Source organism: Paenibacillus sp. FSL R7-0189 (genome assembly GCF_037969925.1).
Taxonomy (GTDB): domain Bacteria; phylum Bacillota; class Bacilli; order Paenibacillales; family Paenibacillaceae; genus Paenibacillus_AQ; species Paenibacillus_AQ odorifer.
This window is the reverse complement of record NZ_CP150223.1, coordinates 6300975-6316681: the sequence shown is the minus strand read 5'-3', so window position 1 is coordinate 6316681 and position 15707 is coordinate 6300975. Positions and strand designations below refer to the sequence as shown.

Below are 15707 nucleotides of genomic sequence, written 5' to 3'. Positions count from 1 at the left end.
TTTGAACTCATATCTCGTATAATACCAAAAGAGGAGGTGAACCGGATGTCCGATGTATTAGAGCGTGTAAAACGCATTGTCATCGACCGCTTAGGTGCCGATGAAGCTGAGGTAACATTAGAAGCGTCTTTCAAAGATGATTTAGGTGCTGATTCTCTTGATGTAGTAGAATTGGTTATGGAATTGGAAGATGAATTCGATATGGAAATCTCTGATGAAGATGCAGAGACGATTACGACCGTGGGTGAAGTTGTGAAGTACATACAATCTCATACCTAGAGTCATATGATTGAGAGTCCCGTTCCTGCTAGGGCGGGACTTCTCCTCATTTATAGAGCATTAAAGAGGAATCAAAGGTTGCCTTGAGCAACTATATAAGGGATATAACAGAACCGCAGGATGGTTATTGATGCGGTTATCGCTGTTCATATAGTAGCAACAGAAAGTATATAAGTTCTGAATATAATGTATACAACCTATAGATGGGGTGATTGTGTTTGAGTCATAGAGTGGTTGTTACCGGGATGGGCGTAGTTACATCATTGGGCAAAGATTTGGAGACGTTCTGGGATAATCTTATGAGCGGCAAATCCGGTGTATCAAAGGTTGAGACCTTTGATGTCAGTGAGTATACTACGCAAATAGCATCCTCTGTTAAAGATTTTGATCCAGAGGCACTTTTTGGTCGTAAGGAAGCCCGCAAAATGGACCGTTTTGTACAATTTGCAGTGGCTGCCGGTGAGGACGCGTTGCGAGATAGCGGACTTAAGATCGGTGAAGATATTGATGCCGAAAGAATAGGTGTATCTGTAGGATCAGGTATTGGTGGTCTTGGAACTTGGGAAGACAATCATAACTTGTTGCTTGAAAAAGGACCGAAGCGGGTTAGTCCGTTCTTCATTCCGATGATGATCGCTAACATGGGTTCTGGACAGTTGTCCATTAACCTTGGTGCAAAGGGTCCTAATACGACGACAGTAACTGCTTGTGCTACAGGAAGTCACTCCATTGGGGAATCCTTCCGCTTGATTCAACGTGGAGACGCAGATGCAATGATCTGCGGTGGTTCCGAAGCGACCATTCGTCCAACAGGTATGGCTGGTTTTTGTGCAATGAGAGCAATGTCCACTCGCAATGATGAGCCTGAGAAGGCAAGTCGTCCGTTTGATGTGGATCGCGATGGTTTTGTTATGGGTGAAGGCGCCGGGATTCTTATTCTGGAATCACTCGAACATGCTGAAAAGCGCGGAGCGAAGATCTATGCTGAGGTTATCGGTTATGGTCTAAGTGCAGATGCTCATCATATGACTGAGCCTGATCCAGATGGTGCAGCTCGCTGCATGAAGATGGCAATCCGGGATGCTGGTATCTCTCCTGAAGATATTGATTATATCAATGCTCATGGTACTTCAACGCCTGTAGGAGATAGATCAGAAACTGCTGCTGTTAAGAAAGCATTGGGTGATCATGCATATAAAGTGGCAATCAGTTCAACGAAATCCATGACAGGTCACCTTCTGGGTGCCGCTGGTGGAGTAGAAGCTATTATTTGTGGCCTTTCCTTGCAAAAAGGCATGATTGCGCCAACGATTAATTTGGACAACCAAGACCCGGAATGTGATCTGGATTATGTACCAAATGTGCCACGTAAAGCTGATCTTGATATTGTAATGTCGAATTCGTTCGGCTTCGGGGGACATAACGCAACAGTTATTCTAAAAAAATATAATTAGTAAGGGGACAGTGCGGTGAAAGGAGAACTGAAGCAGTTACAACAGCAACTTCAAATCCAATTTCACGATTCTGTGCTTCTGAAGCAGGCTTTTACCCATGCATCCTATGTGAATGAACACCGTTTCAATCAGCATCAGGACAATGAGCGTCTCGAATTTCTTGGGGATGCAGTTCTGGAGTTAACGGTTTCTGAATATTTGTACAATCTATTGCCAGACCGACCTGAGGGAGAGTTGACCAAGCTGCGGGCCGCTATTGTATGCGAGCCTTCACTGGTCAAATTTGCGGAGAGTTTAGGTTTTGGCCGTTATGTACTGTTGGGCAAAGGGGAAGAACTTACGGGCGGACGTACTCGCCCGGCCCTGCTGGCTGATGTATTCGAATCCTTCGTGGGAGCGCTTTATCTCGACCAAGGACTGGAAACGGTGCGAAGTTTTCTTGATAATCACGTATTTCCTCTGGTGGAGACGGATGGGAAATTGCAAATGCAGATGACCGATTATAAGACGGAACTGCAAGAGCTAATTCAGCAGCACAATATGGGTACATTGGAATATCGAATTATAGAAGAACGGGGACCCGCACATGAGCGTGAATTCGTCTCAGAGGTGTATATGGCTAACCGTTCACTTGGTAAAGGAAGCGGCCGGTCCAAGAAGGAAGCAGAGCAGCAGGCAGCGGCAGCTGCACTCTTGCATCTGAAAGAGGACGGTGCCTGAGTTTTGCATCAAGGGGACAAGCGGAGGAGAGCAGCAAAGGTCTGAATACCGGCGTTTAGGCGGAGCTCAGACCGTTGCTGCTCTTTTTCGACAATATAAGAACTTATATGTCCACGTTATAAAGTAGCCTTCTATTTCTCGCTTAGACACTTGCCGTCCTTATAGGGAAGTTAAGCGAAAGCGTTTATGCTTGAAGGATAGAATAAGCTGCATCTTAATGGTTTTTTAGGGTACAAACGCTATGGTATAATGGGTCAGAGGTGATTGGCAAGTATGTTTTTGAAACGGATAGAATTAGCTGGTTTTAAATCATTTGCCGACAAAACAGAAATGGAGTTTGTGCGCGGTATAACGGCTGTAGTTGGCCCGAACGGAAGCGGCAAAAGCAATATTTCTGACGGCATACGCTGGGTACTCGGCGAACAGAGTGCTAAATCACTGCGTGGCGGCAAGATGGAGGATATCATTTTTGCTGGAAGTGATGCGCGTAAAGCCGTGAATTATGGCGAAGTATCACTTACGCTTGATAATGAAGATCACACACTTCCGCTGGATTTTAGCGAAGTTACAGTGACTCGGAGAGTTCATCGCAGTGGAGATAGTGAATATTTAATTAATAAGCAATCCTGCCGTCTGAAGGATATCACAGAGCTGTTTATGGATACCGGTATCGGACGTGAAGCCTATTCGATTATCGGGCAGGGTAGGATTGAAGAAATTCTAAGTACTCGTTCCGAAGATCGGCGAGGCATCTTTGAAGAAGCATCAGGTATTGTAAAATATAAATCGCGCAAGAAAGACGCAAGTCGAAAGCTGGATGATACCGAGCAGAACCTGCTTCGTATTCATGATTTGATCAGTGAGCTTGAGGATCAGATTGGGCCACTTAAGGATCAGTCCGAGAAAGCTATCCGCTTTAAGGAACTTCGCGAACAATTAAAACATCAGGAAATTTCAGTATACGTACACCAGATTGAAGGCATTCATACCGCTTGGCAGGAAGGTAACGCAAAGCTTGAAACGTTGAAGGACGAGCAGCTGGAGCTGTCTACCGTTGTTTCGGCTCATGATGCCAAGCTGGAGAGCGGACGCTCTGAACTGCGCACACTCGAAGCACAGATCGAGAAGCAGCAAGAGCAATTGCTGCGTTATAGCGAAGCATTTGAGAAGAGCGAAGGTTACGGTGAAGTGCTGAGGGAACGCAAGCGAAATCTGGAAAGCAATCGTGAGCAGTTAATGCTCACGTTAGGTTCGGTTGGCGAGCGTTCTGCAGATCGTCAGCGTGAAGTCGTGGATCTGGAGCTTAAGCTTGAACAATCGCGGCTTAAGCTTGTGGATCTTCGGAAACAGATCGAAGATGAAGAGACAAGGCTTGAAGGTGTGGCAGACGGGATTAGCCAGAGCCAGGAAGAAAAGCTCAAAAGTGCTCTTTTGGAGTTAATGAACCTTATGGCGAATGCACGTAACGAAATTCGTTACGCGGATCAACAGAAGGAGAATCTGGAACGTCGTATGAGCCGCAGTGAAGAAGAAAGCGGCAAATGGACAGCCCGGCATGAAGAGTTGTCTGCCAACCAGAAAGGGCTGAAGGACAAGATTGCCCAGCTAGGGAAGGAACTTAGCAATCTTCGCGGGGCTTACATCACTGAAAGTGAACAGCTCAGTAAACGTCAGAAGCTGATTGAAGAAACACAGTCCGGTCTTCGGAAGTGGGAACAGAAGCGGGAAGCGCAAGTCTCTCGTCATGAGACCATGAAAGAGATGCAGGATGATTTCGATGGCTTCATGCTTGGGGTTAAAGAAGTGCTCAAGGGCGCCCGCAAAGGACAGCTCAACGGAGTGCATGGTGCGGTTGCAGAGCTGATCTCCGTTCCGGAGAAGCTGGAAATGGCGATTGAGACTGCTCTAGGTGCATCACTTCAGCATGTGGTCATGGATAATGAGACTGTGTCCCGCCAAGCGATATCATTTCTAAAGCAACGTCAGCTGGGACGAGCTACCTTTCTTCCGCTAGATGTTATCCGGCCGCGCCAGATTTCTGGCAGTGACCGTGGTATGGTGGGTGATGCTGACGGATTTGTTGGAATTGGTTCCGAACTCGTTGGTTACGATGATAAATATACTAGCATTATCGGCAGTTTGCTCGGCAATGTGGTTATTGCGGAGAGCTTGGAGCAAGCGAACCGCATTGCCGCTAGATGCCAATATCGTTATCGGGTAGTTACACTGGAAGGCGATGTAGTTAATGCCGGCGGTTCGATGACCGGGGGTAGCCAGCATAAGAAGAACAATAGCTTGCTTAGCCGCAAACGTCAGCTGGATCAATTAAGCAGTGAAATTGAAGAAAGCGAACGTCAAATAGTGAAGCTGAAGCAAGGCATTGCCAGACTTCGTGAGGAGCAGGAGAACGCTAGCGTGAAGCTGGAGGACCTGCGCCGTGATGGTGACGAGAAGAGACTGGAAGAGCAAAGAGTCTCCGGTGATTTGAAGCAGCTCGAGCATGAGCTTCGGCATGTGCAGGAGCAAGTGGAGAGCACAGGTGCGGAACGCAGCGGCTTTGAGAGTGAAGTACGTGCGCTTGAAGAGACGCGGAAACAAGCCACTGCTGAGCTTGAACGCCTTGAAAAGGAAGAAAAGGAAGCCCATGAGGGTATCCGTAACGCTGAATCTGCGCGTAAAGCGAATGAATCAGCTAAGGAAGAGCTGCAAGGCAAGTTGACCAGTATGAAAGTCTCGGAAGGCAAGCTTGATCAGGAGATATTCTCCCTGGAGGAGCAGTTACGTCGCCTTAGACAAGATGTGGGTTCACAGGACAAGGAGCTGCGCCAGAATCGAAATCTGTTACATACGATAGAACAAGATCTGGCTAACAATGCTTTGGAAGCTGTGAAGCAGAAGGAAGATTTGAACAGTTACCGGTTGAAGAAGGAAGAGACGACTGGAACTTTGGATTTTGCCCGGGCTGAGCGTACAGCGTTAACCCGTAAGCTGGAACTTGAGGAAGGCAAGACTAAAGATCAACGTCAGGCCCTTAAAGTAGTCGAGGACAAGCTGCGTGCCACTGAAGTTTCTGTTGGTCGACTCGATGTGGAGCTGGATAATATTCTACGCAAGCTGAGTGATGACTACGAGCTAAGTTATGAATTAGCGAAACAGAGATATCCGGTGCCTGAAGATGTACCTGCCGCACAAGCCGATGTACAACGTTTGAAACGCAGTATTTCTGCGCTAGGTGAGGTTAACTTAGGGGCGATCGAAGAATATCAGCGGGTCCATGAACGGTATACGTTCCTCAGTGGACAAAAAGATGATCTAGTCGAAGCTAAGACTACTCTGTATCAGGTAATCCGTGAGATGGAAGATGAAATGTCCAAGCGTTTCAAACAGACCTTTGATGCGATCCGTAAACAGTTCGGGACCGTGTTCTTAAAGCTGTTCGGAGGCGGGCGAGCTGATCTTATGCTGCTGGATCCGGAACATATGCTGGAAACAGGTATAGATATCGTAGCCCAACCACCGGGTAAAAAATTGCAAAATCTGCAGCTCTTATCCGGCGGCGAACGCGCTCTAACTGCGATGGCGTTATTGTTTGCTATCCTGCAAGTGAAGCCAGTTCCGTTCTGCGTATTGGATGAGGTTGAGGCTGCACTCGACGAAGCAAACGTTGTTCGTTTTGCACAGTACTTACGCGAGTTCTCTGAACAAACTCAGTTCATCGTCGTTACCCACCGCAAAGGAACGATGGAAGAGGCGGACGTGTTATACGGAGTAACGATGGAAGAGGGCGGCGTCTCCAAGCTCGTCTCAGTACGTTTAGAGGATGAAGAAGCTGAGATTGCTTAAATTCATCAAAGAAGAGAAACTTTTAGGAGGAACCAAATGAGCTTTTTTAGAAAATTAAAAGAAAGCATTTCCGGCAAAACGGAGAGTGTAACGAAACAATTCCGCGACGGATTAGAGAAAACCCGTAAAGGTTTTGTAGAGAAGGTCTCCGACCTTATCATCCGCCGCAAAAAGATAGATGAAGAGTTCTACGAAGAGCTGGAAGAGATTTTAATTGGTGCAGACGTGGGTGTAAACACTGTTATGACCCTTGTCGAGGATTTGCGTGCCGAAGTGAAGCAAAATCGGATTGAAGATGCTGCCGAGCTGAAGCCGATTTTGTCCCGTAAGCTTATGGAGCTGCTGCGCGGAGATGATGATAACAGCCTGAAGGAAAATCCGAATGGAATTACAGTTATTTTGTTCGTTGGGGTTAATGGCGTGGGCAAGACGACTACCATCGGCAAGCTGGCTCATCGTTACAAACAAGAAGGTAAAAAAGTTCTTTTGGCTGCAGGGGATACGTTCCGTGCCGGAGCGATTGAGCAGCTTGAGGTTTGGGGCCAACGCGCAGGCGTAGATGTCATTAAACAACAAGCAGGCTCTGACCCGGCGGCTGTAATGTACGATGCGGTGCAAGCGGCTAAACAGCGCAATGTGGATATCTTAATCTGCGATACTGCTGGCAGACTGCAGAATAAAAGCAATCTGATGGAAGAGCTCAACAAAATCTTCCGCGTTATTCAAAGAGAAATCCCAAGTGCTCCACATGAGGTACTGATGGTGCTAGATGCTACGACAGGTCAAAATGCACTTACACAAGCCAAGTTATTTGGTGAAAAGAGTGGCGTCACTGGCTTGGTCTTGACGAAGCTGGACGGTACGGCTAAAGGCGGAATCGTTGTAGCGATTCGTCAGGAAATGAATTTGCCGGTGAAGTTTGTAGGTCTTGGAGAAAAAATGGAAGACCTGCAGCCATTTGATTCGCAGCAGTTCGTACATGCTCTTTTTGCTGGATTAATTGCCGAGGAAGAAGAGTCAGAAGAATCGGAAGAGCAAGTGTAATCAACAGCACAATATAATCATAAAGAAGTCATATTTACAAGGAATGTCCTCGAAGCTATATTTAGTTTAGGAGGGCATTCCTTTTCTTTTTTATAAAGGGTTTGTCCGTCATTTTGTAGCAACTGCTAAGCGACTCTTAGAAAGTATAAATGCATCGCGTAAGGGATCCCTTTAAATAACAGCTTTCCCTCACTAACTAGCCTCCAGAAGCGATATTCTATGAATGAGGTACTGATATACAAATTCCATTGCCCTATAATTGCGCCTACAATCAGACCTGCATTTACGTAGCCTTCTCTTTCCTCACACTGTTGAAGTTGCAGAATTAAAGAAAGAATTTCTTCGTCATAGTAACTCTCGGGAACATTCATAAGCTGGCCATCAACCCAAACTCTAAGCATATCCTCGGTGTTGCTTATTTTTTGCCACTCTAGTTCATACTGTTTTCTTTGAGCGGAGGTGACAGGGGATATGTTTTCGGTGATTTTTATAATTTTATGCACAGCTTCGTTTGGGAGCTGACTAAGTGCTCTGGGATATAATCCGATTTCAAATGGAGCGGCAATCTCCCTATAAGCCTTGACGGGATCAATAACATGAATAGGTTGCGTCCTCTCATTAAGAATAGAAAGCGCAAATCGTAAACCTGTCTGATCATGGGAGTTGTCTCCGCACCAAATAGTGATTTTTTTGTCCTCGGGAATTTCTTTTAAGGTCTGTATCACGGCTTCCAGTTTGTGCTGGGGATTGAGATGATAACCATGATCCGGAAATCGTTCCTGAAACCATAACTCACGGGTATGATATCCTTCATTATTATGTAATTCACGCAACGGTCCAGCAGAGAATGTCTCATTAAATGAAAGTACTCGTATTAAATGGCGATAACCCAAATGACTAAGGGCTACCTTCATTGACCCCGCTTCCGATAGACCAAATAACAGATAAATGTGATTCCGCCTAAGCTCTTCCTGCTCAATTGACATAGTATATTTGTGCTCCATAGGTCACTCTCCCATCGCAACAAATTATACCATACTCAATGAATCCACATCCTCAGGCAACTATATAAAAAATACATTATATGAAAAATTCATAATAGTAATGCTTGTCACACTTCCTGCATACAATTCAATGATGAATGTACATTTCATCTCCGGCAACCTATATAAGAGAGAAAGGAAGCGATTCCAAAAAATACAAATACCTCTGGAATCACATTTCTCTGTTATATATGTTGACATGAACAAGTAGATTTACGTATTATGAGAATATAAACCAATATTTTCATGGATGTTTTCTGAAATGAAAGTATAAGTTGTTAACAAAGATTACATCTATCGAAAGGAGTCGGGCTCATGTCCAAATTAGATCCTCTGCCAGGTCTGTCTCCGTATCCATTACAGCATTTTTTCGATGAAATGTATGCTGATAAGAGGAATGTCCGGCCGCACTACAGACATGTGAACCGCATGTTTTCCGGAATGAGCTCCGAAGAGCTGCAAGGGAAGCAAAATTTAATGCAGCGTAGGATGATGGAAGAAGGAATTACCTTTACGCTTTACAATCCAGCTCAAGATCATCCTATGGAGCGAACGATCCCCTTCGATATGATTCCACGTATAATCCCTAAGAATGAGTGGGAGAGGCTAGAAGCTGGAATAATTCAGCGTATCACAGCTTTGAATTTGTTCATTCATGACATCTACCATGAGCAATACATTGTTAAAGATGGCATCGTCCCTAGGCGTATGATTATTTCCAACTGTTACTTCCGGCCAGAAATGTCAGGTCTGCGAGTGCCCGGTGGAGCTTACATCACCACCTCAGGAATCGATCTGATCCGCCATCACGATGGGCATTATTATGTACTTGAAGACAACCTGCGAACACCCTCCGGCTTTTCCTATCTTTTTAAAGGCAGAACACTTATGAATCAATTGTTTCCTGAATTGTCCTTTGCCAGCTCCATCCGAGATGTAGATCATAGCTTAAATCGCTTCTTATCCGTGCTTCGTAGTCTATCTCCATCAAGGAGGTCAGATCCGGTTATAGCACTCCTAACGCCTGGAGAATACAATTCTGCATATTATGAACATGCTTTTTTGGCACAGCAGATGGGTATACATTTGGTCGAAGGACGAGATTTGGTAACAAAGGATCACAAAATATATCTGAAAGAAATGAACGGACTACGTCGAGTGGATGTGCTGTATCGTCGGTTGGACGATGATTACATTGACCCGCTAGCCTTTCAACCTGATTCTTTACTGGGTGTAGCAGGACTTATGAATGCTTATAGGGCAGGCAACATAGCGATTGCTAATGCTCCGGGAACCGGCGTTGCAGATGATAAAGCGATGTATGTCTATGTACCGGATATGATTCGTTATTATCTGAATGAAGAGCCGATCCTTGGCAATGTGCCGACGTATTTGTTGTCCAGACCCGATGAACGCCTGTATGTTCTTGAGAACCTATCCGAAATGGTTGTTAAGGAAACCTCATTATCCGGTGGATATGGGATGTTGATCGGAAGCGAGGCAACCAAAGAAGAATTAGCCGAGTTCCGAATGAAAATTATTGCTGATCCAGATCGTTATGTGGCACAGCCAATTATGTCCTTGTCTAGAGCACCTGTATTGTCGGGAGGCACTATGGCACCCCGGCATATCGACCTTAGGGCTTTTGTATTAATGGGTGCAGACCGGAAGCCGCATGTCATACCTGGCGGATTAACACGAGTGGCTATGAAAGAAGGTTCACTAGTTGTGAATTCCTCGCAAGGTGGTGGCGTAAAGGATACTTGGGTTATGGCTTGATCTATTATCTTGTAAGCCTGATTGTGAATCAAAAATATGCAGCATCAATTTGGAGGATAAAGGAGTGGCTAAAGATGCTGAATCGAAATGCGGAGGCTTTATTCTGGATCGGCCGATATATTGAAAGGGCAGAGAATCATGCGCGGCTAATCAATGTACATTATCATATCCAGCAGGAAGAGGATTTTCAGGAAGAAGGACATAAATGGTCGAGGCTTATCGATGCATTAGGGGTTCGAAGTGAATATTTACAGCAGTTCGAAACCTTTTCTGAACAGGACGTGTTATCCTTTATTACACTTGATTTAGGCAATTCGAATTCATTATTCTCTTGCGTACATCATGCCAGAAATAATCTTCGCACACTGCGCCAGCATCTTCCAAGTGAGCTATGGGATGTCGTCAACAGCTTTAATCTATGGCTTGGTGAGCGGTCAGTTGCTGATATTATGAGTGGTCCACATCATTTCTACCAGCAGGTGAAGGAACGTGCAGCTATGTTTCTAGGAGCAGAACAATCCGTAATGCTTAGAGGGAATGAATGGCACTTTATAGAGAGCGGCCGTTTTTTGGAACGGGCCGAGAATACGACGCGTATTTTGCAGGCAGTTATAGCCTCTTGCCGTTTCAAAGAGCTTAATGCAATCTATATTCAGTTACAGGCTGTGCTGAAATCCGTGAGTGGGTATCAGGCGTTTCGCCGTTATTATGCAGATGCCATGTCACCGGAGAGCATTTTAGATTTTTTGATCGCGAATCCCAAATTTCCACGTTCGATCCGCTTTTCTTTTCACCAGCTGGAAGAACATTTAGCTAGACTTGAACTGGATTCCTCAGAAAAAGGCTCAGGTCATGAGAAGGTCATCCGTCAAGCAGGAAAGCTGAAGGCAGAGCTGGATTATATGGAAAAAGAAGAAATGTCCGGTGAGCTGGTGGAAGATGTACTGCAATCACTCGTAATATCTTGCCAGAGACTGGGCAAAACGATGGAGGGCGCCTTTTTTCGGCGAGAAGGAGTATCTGTATGAAGATTCAAATCAATCACACCACCACATACAGTTATCCAGAGCCGGTTACGGACAGTGTCAATGAAATCAGACTCACCCCTCGCACCAACTATCGGCAATCCTGTTATCACCACGAGGTTGAAGTATATCCGGCAGCTAATCTATTAACGTATGAGGATTTCTTTGGTAATCGGGTGCATGCCTATTCAGTTAATAAGCCACATACGGAAATGGTAATCCATACGAAAGCTACTGTAGTAACACTGGATAAATCTCAAGGTACCGATCTTCCGCGAACCAGCCTTGAAGAGCAAGTTAAACTGCTAAATGATGAGAAGTTTCAGAACCGGTACATTGAGTTTATTTTGCCGACCCGTTATACCGAGGTGACTCCTGAATTGGTAGAGTTCGCCTCACAGTACCCTTTTAGTGAAGCTGAAGATATGTATCAATGGATTCTGAGGTTATCTTCGACGATTTATGAACAGTTCACCTATGATCCTGAGGCAACAAGCGTAAATACAACGGTAAAAAAAGCCCTGAAGCTCAAGCGGGGTGTCTGTCAGGATTATGCTCATCTTATGATCGCTGTCTGCCGCAGTGTGGGTCTGCCTTCCAGATATGTTAGTGGATATCATTTTGTCGGTGATCTACAGAGCAGCAATGCCAATTTCGAGCAGGCTTCACATGCTTGGGTGGAGACCCATATTCCGGGTACGGGCTGGCTTGGTTTTGATCCGACGAATAATGTTGAAGTGAACTGGCGTTATATCAAGCTGGGTCATGGACGGGATTATAAAGATATAGTACCTGTAAAAGGGGTATATCGCGGCGGAGCAGGAACACTGACTGTAAAAGTGGACGTACGCAAGCTGGACAATTGAATTGAAATAATCGAAACATCGAACATCGAACATCGAACATCGAAACAATCAAAAAAATCAAAATATTCGAAACAAACTCTCCGCTCATCTTATTGAATGGGGAGATTTTTTTGTGCGGCGTGCTTAAATTATGAAGATTTATGAACGAGATGATTCCATTACAGGTTTATTTGGGTAATCTTGATCCATAGTACTTATCTTACAGACATTAGAGGAGAGATTACATATGAGCCCAAACATATCTAAGAAACAAAGATTTATTGGAAAAACAGCGATTATAACCGGAGCGGGCTCGGGAATTGGCCGTGCTACCGCTATTAAGCTGGCGCGGGAAGGTGCAAATGTAGCATTGTTTGATTTAAATCTTGAAAGAACCTCTTCCTTGGCAGAAAAGCTTAATAAGCTTCGAAAAGATTGCGCGCTGGCCATAGAGGTAGATACTTCCGATGAGAAAAAGATGGAGGAAGCCGTACGTTGTACGGTGGAACAATTCGGAGGCGTGGATGTAGTATTCGCTAACGCGGGAATTAATGGCGCTGTGGGTCCGATAGAAGAACTGAGCTTGAGCGACTGGGAGCGTACGATGTCGGTGAATTTGACGGGGACTTTTTTGACCCTGAAATATACCATTCCTCATCTGAAAGATAAAGGGAAGGGCAGTATTATTATTACTAGTTCCATTAATGGGAACACTAGATTTGCCAGCTTTGGGTGGTCTACTTATAGCACTACCAAAGCTGGACAGGTGGCTTTTGCCAAAATGGCAGCTCTCGAGCTTGCTAAGTTTAAGATTCGTGTAAATGTGATCTGCCCTGGGGCTATTGCTACGAATATAGATGAAACCACTGAAATGAGCGAAGATGTGGAAGCAATCGTCATTCCAATTGAATTCCCTGATGGAGCGCAACCCTTGGCTGATGGACCGGGCAAGCCGGATAATGTCGCTGATCTCGTTGCTTTTCTGGCTTCGGATGAATCTATCCATATTACAGGTGCGCAAATCGTGATTGACGGCGCGGAGTCCTTGTTATCCTAATTTCGAGATGGCTTCACGGTAATGCTCGTACCATTTGTTCCATTCGTCTTTCCGTGACTCCAGCGTCGTGCCTTCCAAAAGATGCTGGATCACTTCTAGACAAACATGCCAGCCAGCGAGATCTCGTGGTGTATGCGGGGTGAGCGTCTGTAGTGTTTCATTCAAGATGAGTAAACAGCCTTCTGAATTAGGGTATAACTCAAAACGAACAAGATCCTCAGCCCATGTAAACTCAAAAGTAGATTGATGCTGTAGCTCAGTAATTTTCATATCCACAAACGTTCCGTTTTGCATATCAAACTTTATAAGTCCGCCTTCACGTAAGTCTTCGATTCTTAATTCAGAGAACCATAAGGCAAGCTTCTCATTCTCCGTCAGGTAGGACCAAATCTCAGATGCAGAATGCTTTAACTGGCGTTCGAAACGAGCAGCATAATGTTGATCTTCTTTTTGGATGTTAGCTAACATGAATATTCTCCTTTGGACTACTGTGGTAGTCCTTTTTTTATTGAGTTGAGTCTTGTTAGAAAGAGTATAGCAATCGCCTGTGTTAATTGCACGATGCGGCTGAAGACTAACTTATAGGGTATCGAGGGCGATAGTATAGTGGAAGAAATACGGTCACGAAACTGATTTACGTACGGCGCGAAGAAGTGTTGGCGGACATAAGTGAGTGATGAGGGTGAAAAGTGAGTGAAGACTGGGGTAAGTGTGTGTTGAATGGCGGAAGTAAACAGTAGCATTTTCGGTGGCGAGGATGCATCGGCGTTGCGGACTGTATTGCAGCTATTTGGTGTTTTTCGTGTGTTTATTAGCAGTATCGGACTGCATAGCTCTTATCGCTGCGATTTTGAACAAAAGTAGGGTGTGTTAGAGCGAATAGCTGCATCTGAGTCCGAAAGTAGAGCAAAAAGGCATGAATTTGCGAAATAAGGGCTTCTGGGTCCGAACGATCAATGGAGACGAAGATGTAATGAATGTATAATAAAGGATGTAGTATACGAGCAAGAGCTCCAGGGTCCGAACGTTTTACGGTGGCGAGTGTGCGCTAATGTATCGGACTGTATTGCAGCTATTTGGTGTTTTTCGTGTGTTTATTAGCAGTATCGGACTACATAGCTCTTATCGCTGTGATTTTGATTAAAAGTAGGGCACATATGAGCGAATAGCTGCAACTAGGTCCGATAGTACAGCGAAATGGACTGAATTTGTGAAATAAGGTCATCTGAGTCCGAACGTTTCCCTGAGGCGAGTGTGCTCTAACGTTACGGTTATGGACTTAGAATATACTTAGCATACGATAGTTACAGAGTCCGAGCTGCTCAACTGTGCGACGAGGGGCAAGGAGCATTTGAGTGAATAGCTCGCCACACCTATAGTTAACGTATAGGCAAAATCTGAGAAAGCATCCCGGTAGCTTGATGCAAATCCTAAGTCTTTTATGCTAAAATTAACGCAATTCCGTAAAATATACTTTTGATTAGGCAGGGTTGATAATAGTGTGGCATTGGTAAAGGAGGCTGCGTATATGGGGATGATGTCTTGGTTAGCTGAGCAGCGGATTCAGGAGTCTATGCGTAACGGGGAATTTCGAGATTTACCTGGGCATGGCAAGCCGCTGGAGCTTGAGGATTTATCAGGTGTGCCAGAAGAATTACGGATGTCTTTTAAAATCATGAAGAACTCCGGACTTGTTCCTGAGGAAATCTCTCTGCGAGCTGAATGTGTTACGTTGGAAGGATTGCTAGCGGCGTGTCATAATAGCGGAGGTGCAGAAACCAGTGAGGGCAAGGCTCTGCGGTCAAAACTGTCTATGAAAAGACTGCGTCTACAGGAGTTATTGCGTGAACGCGGCTTGGATAGTAACCCTGCTTTTATGCAATACAGTGCTCAAATACACGGACAGATGATAAAGGAAGAGGATTAATGCTGGTTAGGTTACTGCCTAAATACCTACGGTCATTTGGACATCAGAATAAATAGTGTAAAATAAAAAGGCATCTCTTGGTCGTTTTAGACAGAAGAGCTGCCTTTTTGCTTGTTGTGTGTAACTAATCATGTATGCTCATCTAATTTGTTTGAAATAAACCCATTCCGGGTCGCCATCATCTAAATTCTCAATGACTCCGCTTTTAACAAACCCTTGAGAAAGACATAGTTGCTGCATGATCGTATTGGATTCATTGGTGGAGGTGAAAAGCTTGGGGGTTGGGCATTGTTCCTCGATGTAGCTAAGGAGTGTTTTGGCTATGCCTAGGCGTCTGAACTCAGGATCCACAATGACCAGCTGAATAAAACAACATTCGAAAAAGGTGGTATCGTAGCAAGCAAATCCGACAAGCGTTCCATTATGCGATGCTACGTAACACTGCTCATGATTGATATATTTTTCAATCTTCGATTTGCGGCTTTCATTGCCAATGATCTTGCTGTCTACTTTGGTTAGCATGGGTAGATCTGAAATTGTAGCTTCTGTTACGAATATCATAGTAAGTCTCCTTATTAATATTATAGAGGGTATGAATGGTAAGTCTTGATCTTTAAGGTTTTTTCACACATGATAAAGATGATCTAAGATAACTTCTAGGAAAATTATAACATATGATTATAGACGATGG

General features: G+C 44.8%; 14 protein-coding genes. 11 read left to right on the top strand and 3 right to left on the bottom strand.

Annotation, left to right across the window (positions count from 1 at the left end):
* Positions 1 to 45: 45 nt before the first annotated feature.
* The 5 genes from MKY63_RS27735 to ftsY all read left to right on the top strand — a co-directional run bounded on the left by MKY63_RS27735 (position 46) and on the right by ftsY (position 7340).
* Entirely contained in the window at positions 46 to 279 is a 234-nt protein-coding gene (locus tag MKY63_RS27735; RefSeq protein ID WP_036686493.1) for an acyl carrier protein, read from the top strand.
* Between the two features lie 218 nt (positions 280 to 497).
* Positions 498 to 1733 (top strand): beta-ketoacyl-ACP synthase II, encoded by a 1236-nt coding sequence (fabF, locus tag MKY63_RS27730; RefSeq protein WP_076104264.1) that lies wholly within the window; start codon positions 498 to 500, stop codon positions 1731 to 1733.
* A 15-nt stretch (positions 1734 to 1748) separates the two neighbouring features.
* The gene (rnc, locus tag MKY63_RS27725) at positions 1749 to 2453 is read left to right on the top strand and encodes a ribonuclease III (RefSeq protein WP_038570606.1); all 705 of its coding nucleotides are present in this window, start codon (positions 1749 to 1751) and stop codon (positions 2451 to 2453) included.
* Positions 2454 to 2726: 273 nt separating this feature from the next.
* Complete coding sequence (gene smc / locus MKY63_RS27720) at positions 2727 to 6296, top strand: chromosome segregation protein SMC (protein ID WP_076213217.1); 3570 nt, start codon at positions 2727 to 2729, stop codon at positions 6294 to 6296.
* Positions 6297 to 6332: 36 nt separating this feature from the next.
* A complete protein-coding gene (ftsY, locus tag MKY63_RS27715) occupies positions 6333 to 7340 on the top strand; it encodes a signal recognition particle-docking protein FtsY (protein ID WP_036686498.1) in 1008 nt (335 codons plus the stop codon).
* 125 nt (positions 7341 to 7465) lie between these two features.
* On the opposite strand, the gene MKY63_RS27710 is transcribed toward ftsY, so the two are convergent.
* Positions 7466 to 8344 (bottom strand): DUF1835 domain-containing protein, encoded by an 879-nt coding sequence (locus MKY63_RS27710; RefSeq protein WP_076213221.1) that lies wholly within the window; start codon positions 8342 to 8344, stop codon positions 7466 to 7468.
* 354 nt (positions 8345 to 8698) lie between these two features.
* Between MKY63_RS27710 and MKY63_RS27705 the strand changes: the two genes are divergently transcribed.
* The 4 genes from MKY63_RS27705 (at position 8699) to MKY63_RS27690 (ending at position 13089) form a co-directional block, all read left to right on the top strand.
* Positions 8699 to 10162, top strand: a complete 1464-nt coding sequence (locus MKY63_RS27705; RefSeq protein WP_036686502.1) for a circularly permuted type 2 ATP-grasp protein — start codon at positions 8699 to 8701, stop codon at positions 10160 to 10162.
* A 74-nt stretch (positions 10163 to 10236) separates the two neighbouring features.
* Positions 10237 to 11190, top strand: a complete 954-nt coding sequence (locus MKY63_RS27700; protein ID WP_036686637.1) for an alpha-E domain-containing protein — start codon at positions 10237 to 10239, stop codon at positions 11188 to 11190.
* Entirely contained in the window at positions 11187 to 12053 is an 867-nt protein-coding gene (locus MKY63_RS27695; protein WP_036686503.1) for a transglutaminase family protein, read from the top strand. The genes MKY63_RS27700 and MKY63_RS27695 overlap by 4 nt, the downstream gene beginning before the upstream one ends.
* Positions 12054 to 12279: 226 nt before the next feature.
* Entirely contained in the window at positions 12280 to 13089 is an 810-nt protein-coding gene (locus tag MKY63_RS27690; RefSeq protein ID WP_036686506.1) for an SDR family NAD(P)-dependent oxidoreductase, read from the top strand.
* On the opposite strand, the gene MKY63_RS27685 is transcribed toward MKY63_RS27690, so the two are convergent.
* The gene (locus MKY63_RS27685) at positions 13081 to 13557 is read right to left on the bottom strand and encodes an SRPBCC family protein (protein WP_076141472.1); all 477 of its coding nucleotides are present in this window, start codon (positions 13555 to 13557) and stop codon (positions 13081 to 13083) included. The two genes, MKY63_RS27690 and MKY63_RS27685, sit on opposite strands and share 9 nt — an antisense overlap.
* 252 nt (positions 13558 to 13809) lie before the next feature.
* Between MKY63_RS27685 and MKY63_RS27680 the strand changes: the two genes are divergently transcribed.
* Both MKY63_RS27680 and MKY63_RS27675 read left to right on the top strand, forming a co-directional pair.
* A complete protein-coding gene (locus MKY63_RS27680) occupies positions 13810 to 13953 on the top strand; it encodes a hypothetical protein (RefSeq protein WP_179086359.1) in 144 nt (47 codons plus the stop codon).
* 664 nt (positions 13954 to 14617) lie between these two features.
* Positions 14618 to 15016, top strand: a complete 399-nt coding sequence (locus tag MKY63_RS27675) for a DnaJ family domain-containing protein (protein ID WP_038570613.1) — start codon at positions 14618 to 14620, stop codon at positions 15014 to 15016.
* A 138-nt stretch (positions 15017 to 15154) separates the two neighbouring features.
* On the opposite strand, the gene MKY63_RS27670 is transcribed toward MKY63_RS27675, so the two are convergent.
* Positions 15155 to 15577, bottom strand: coding sequence for a GNAT family N-acetyltransferase (locus tag MKY63_RS27670; protein ID WP_076104257.1), 423 nt, complete (start codon positions 15575 to 15577; stop codon positions 15155 to 15157).
* Positions 15578 to 15707: the final 130 nt, after the last annotated feature.

Bases quoted from the DNA above. Each gene is read 5' to 3' on its own strand.
- MKY63_RS27735 (WP_036686493.1), top strand. From the start codon at position 46: ATGTCCGATGTATTAGAGCGTGTAAAACGCATTGTCATCGACCGCTTA.
- smc (WP_076213217.1), top strand. From the start codon at position 2,727: ATGTTTTTGAAACGGATAGAATTAGCTGGTTTTAAATCATTTGCCGAC.
- ftsY (WP_036686498.1), top strand. From the start codon at position 6,333: ATGAGCTTTTTTAGAAAATTAAAAGAAAGCATTTCCGGCAAAACGGAG.
- MKY63_RS27710 (WP_076213221.1), bottom strand. From the start codon at position 8,344: ATGGAGCACAAATATACTATGTCAATTGAGCAGGAAGAGCTTAGGCGG.
- MKY63_RS27705 (WP_036686502.1), top strand. From the start codon at position 8,699: ATGTCCAAATTAGATCCTCTGCCAGGTCTGTCTCCGTATCCATTACAG.
- MKY63_RS27700 (WP_036686637.1), top strand. From the start codon at position 10,237: ATGCTGAATCGAAATGCGGAGGCTTTATTCTGGATCGGCCGATATATT.
- MKY63_RS27695 (WP_036686503.1), top strand. From the start codon at position 11,187: ATGAAGATTCAAATCAATCACACCACCACATACAGTTATCCAGAGCCG.
- MKY63_RS27690 (WP_036686506.1), top strand. From the start codon at position 12,280: ATGAGCCCAAACATATCTAAGAAACAAAGATTTATTGGAAAAACAGCG.
- MKY63_RS27685 (WP_076141472.1), bottom strand. From the start codon at position 13,557: ATGTTAGCTAACATCCAAAAAGAAGATCAACATTATGCTGCTCGTTTC.
- MKY63_RS27680 (WP_179086359.1), top strand. From the start codon at position 13,810: ATGGCGGAAGTAAACAGTAGCATTTTCGGTGGCGAGGATGCATCGGCG.
- MKY63_RS27675 (WP_038570613.1), top strand. From the start codon at position 14,618: ATGGGGATGATGTCTTGGTTAGCTGAGCAGCGGATTCAGGAGTCTATG.
- MKY63_RS27670 (WP_076104257.1), bottom strand. From the start codon at position 15,577: ATGATATTCGTAACAGAAGCTACAATTTCAGATCTACCCATGCTAACC.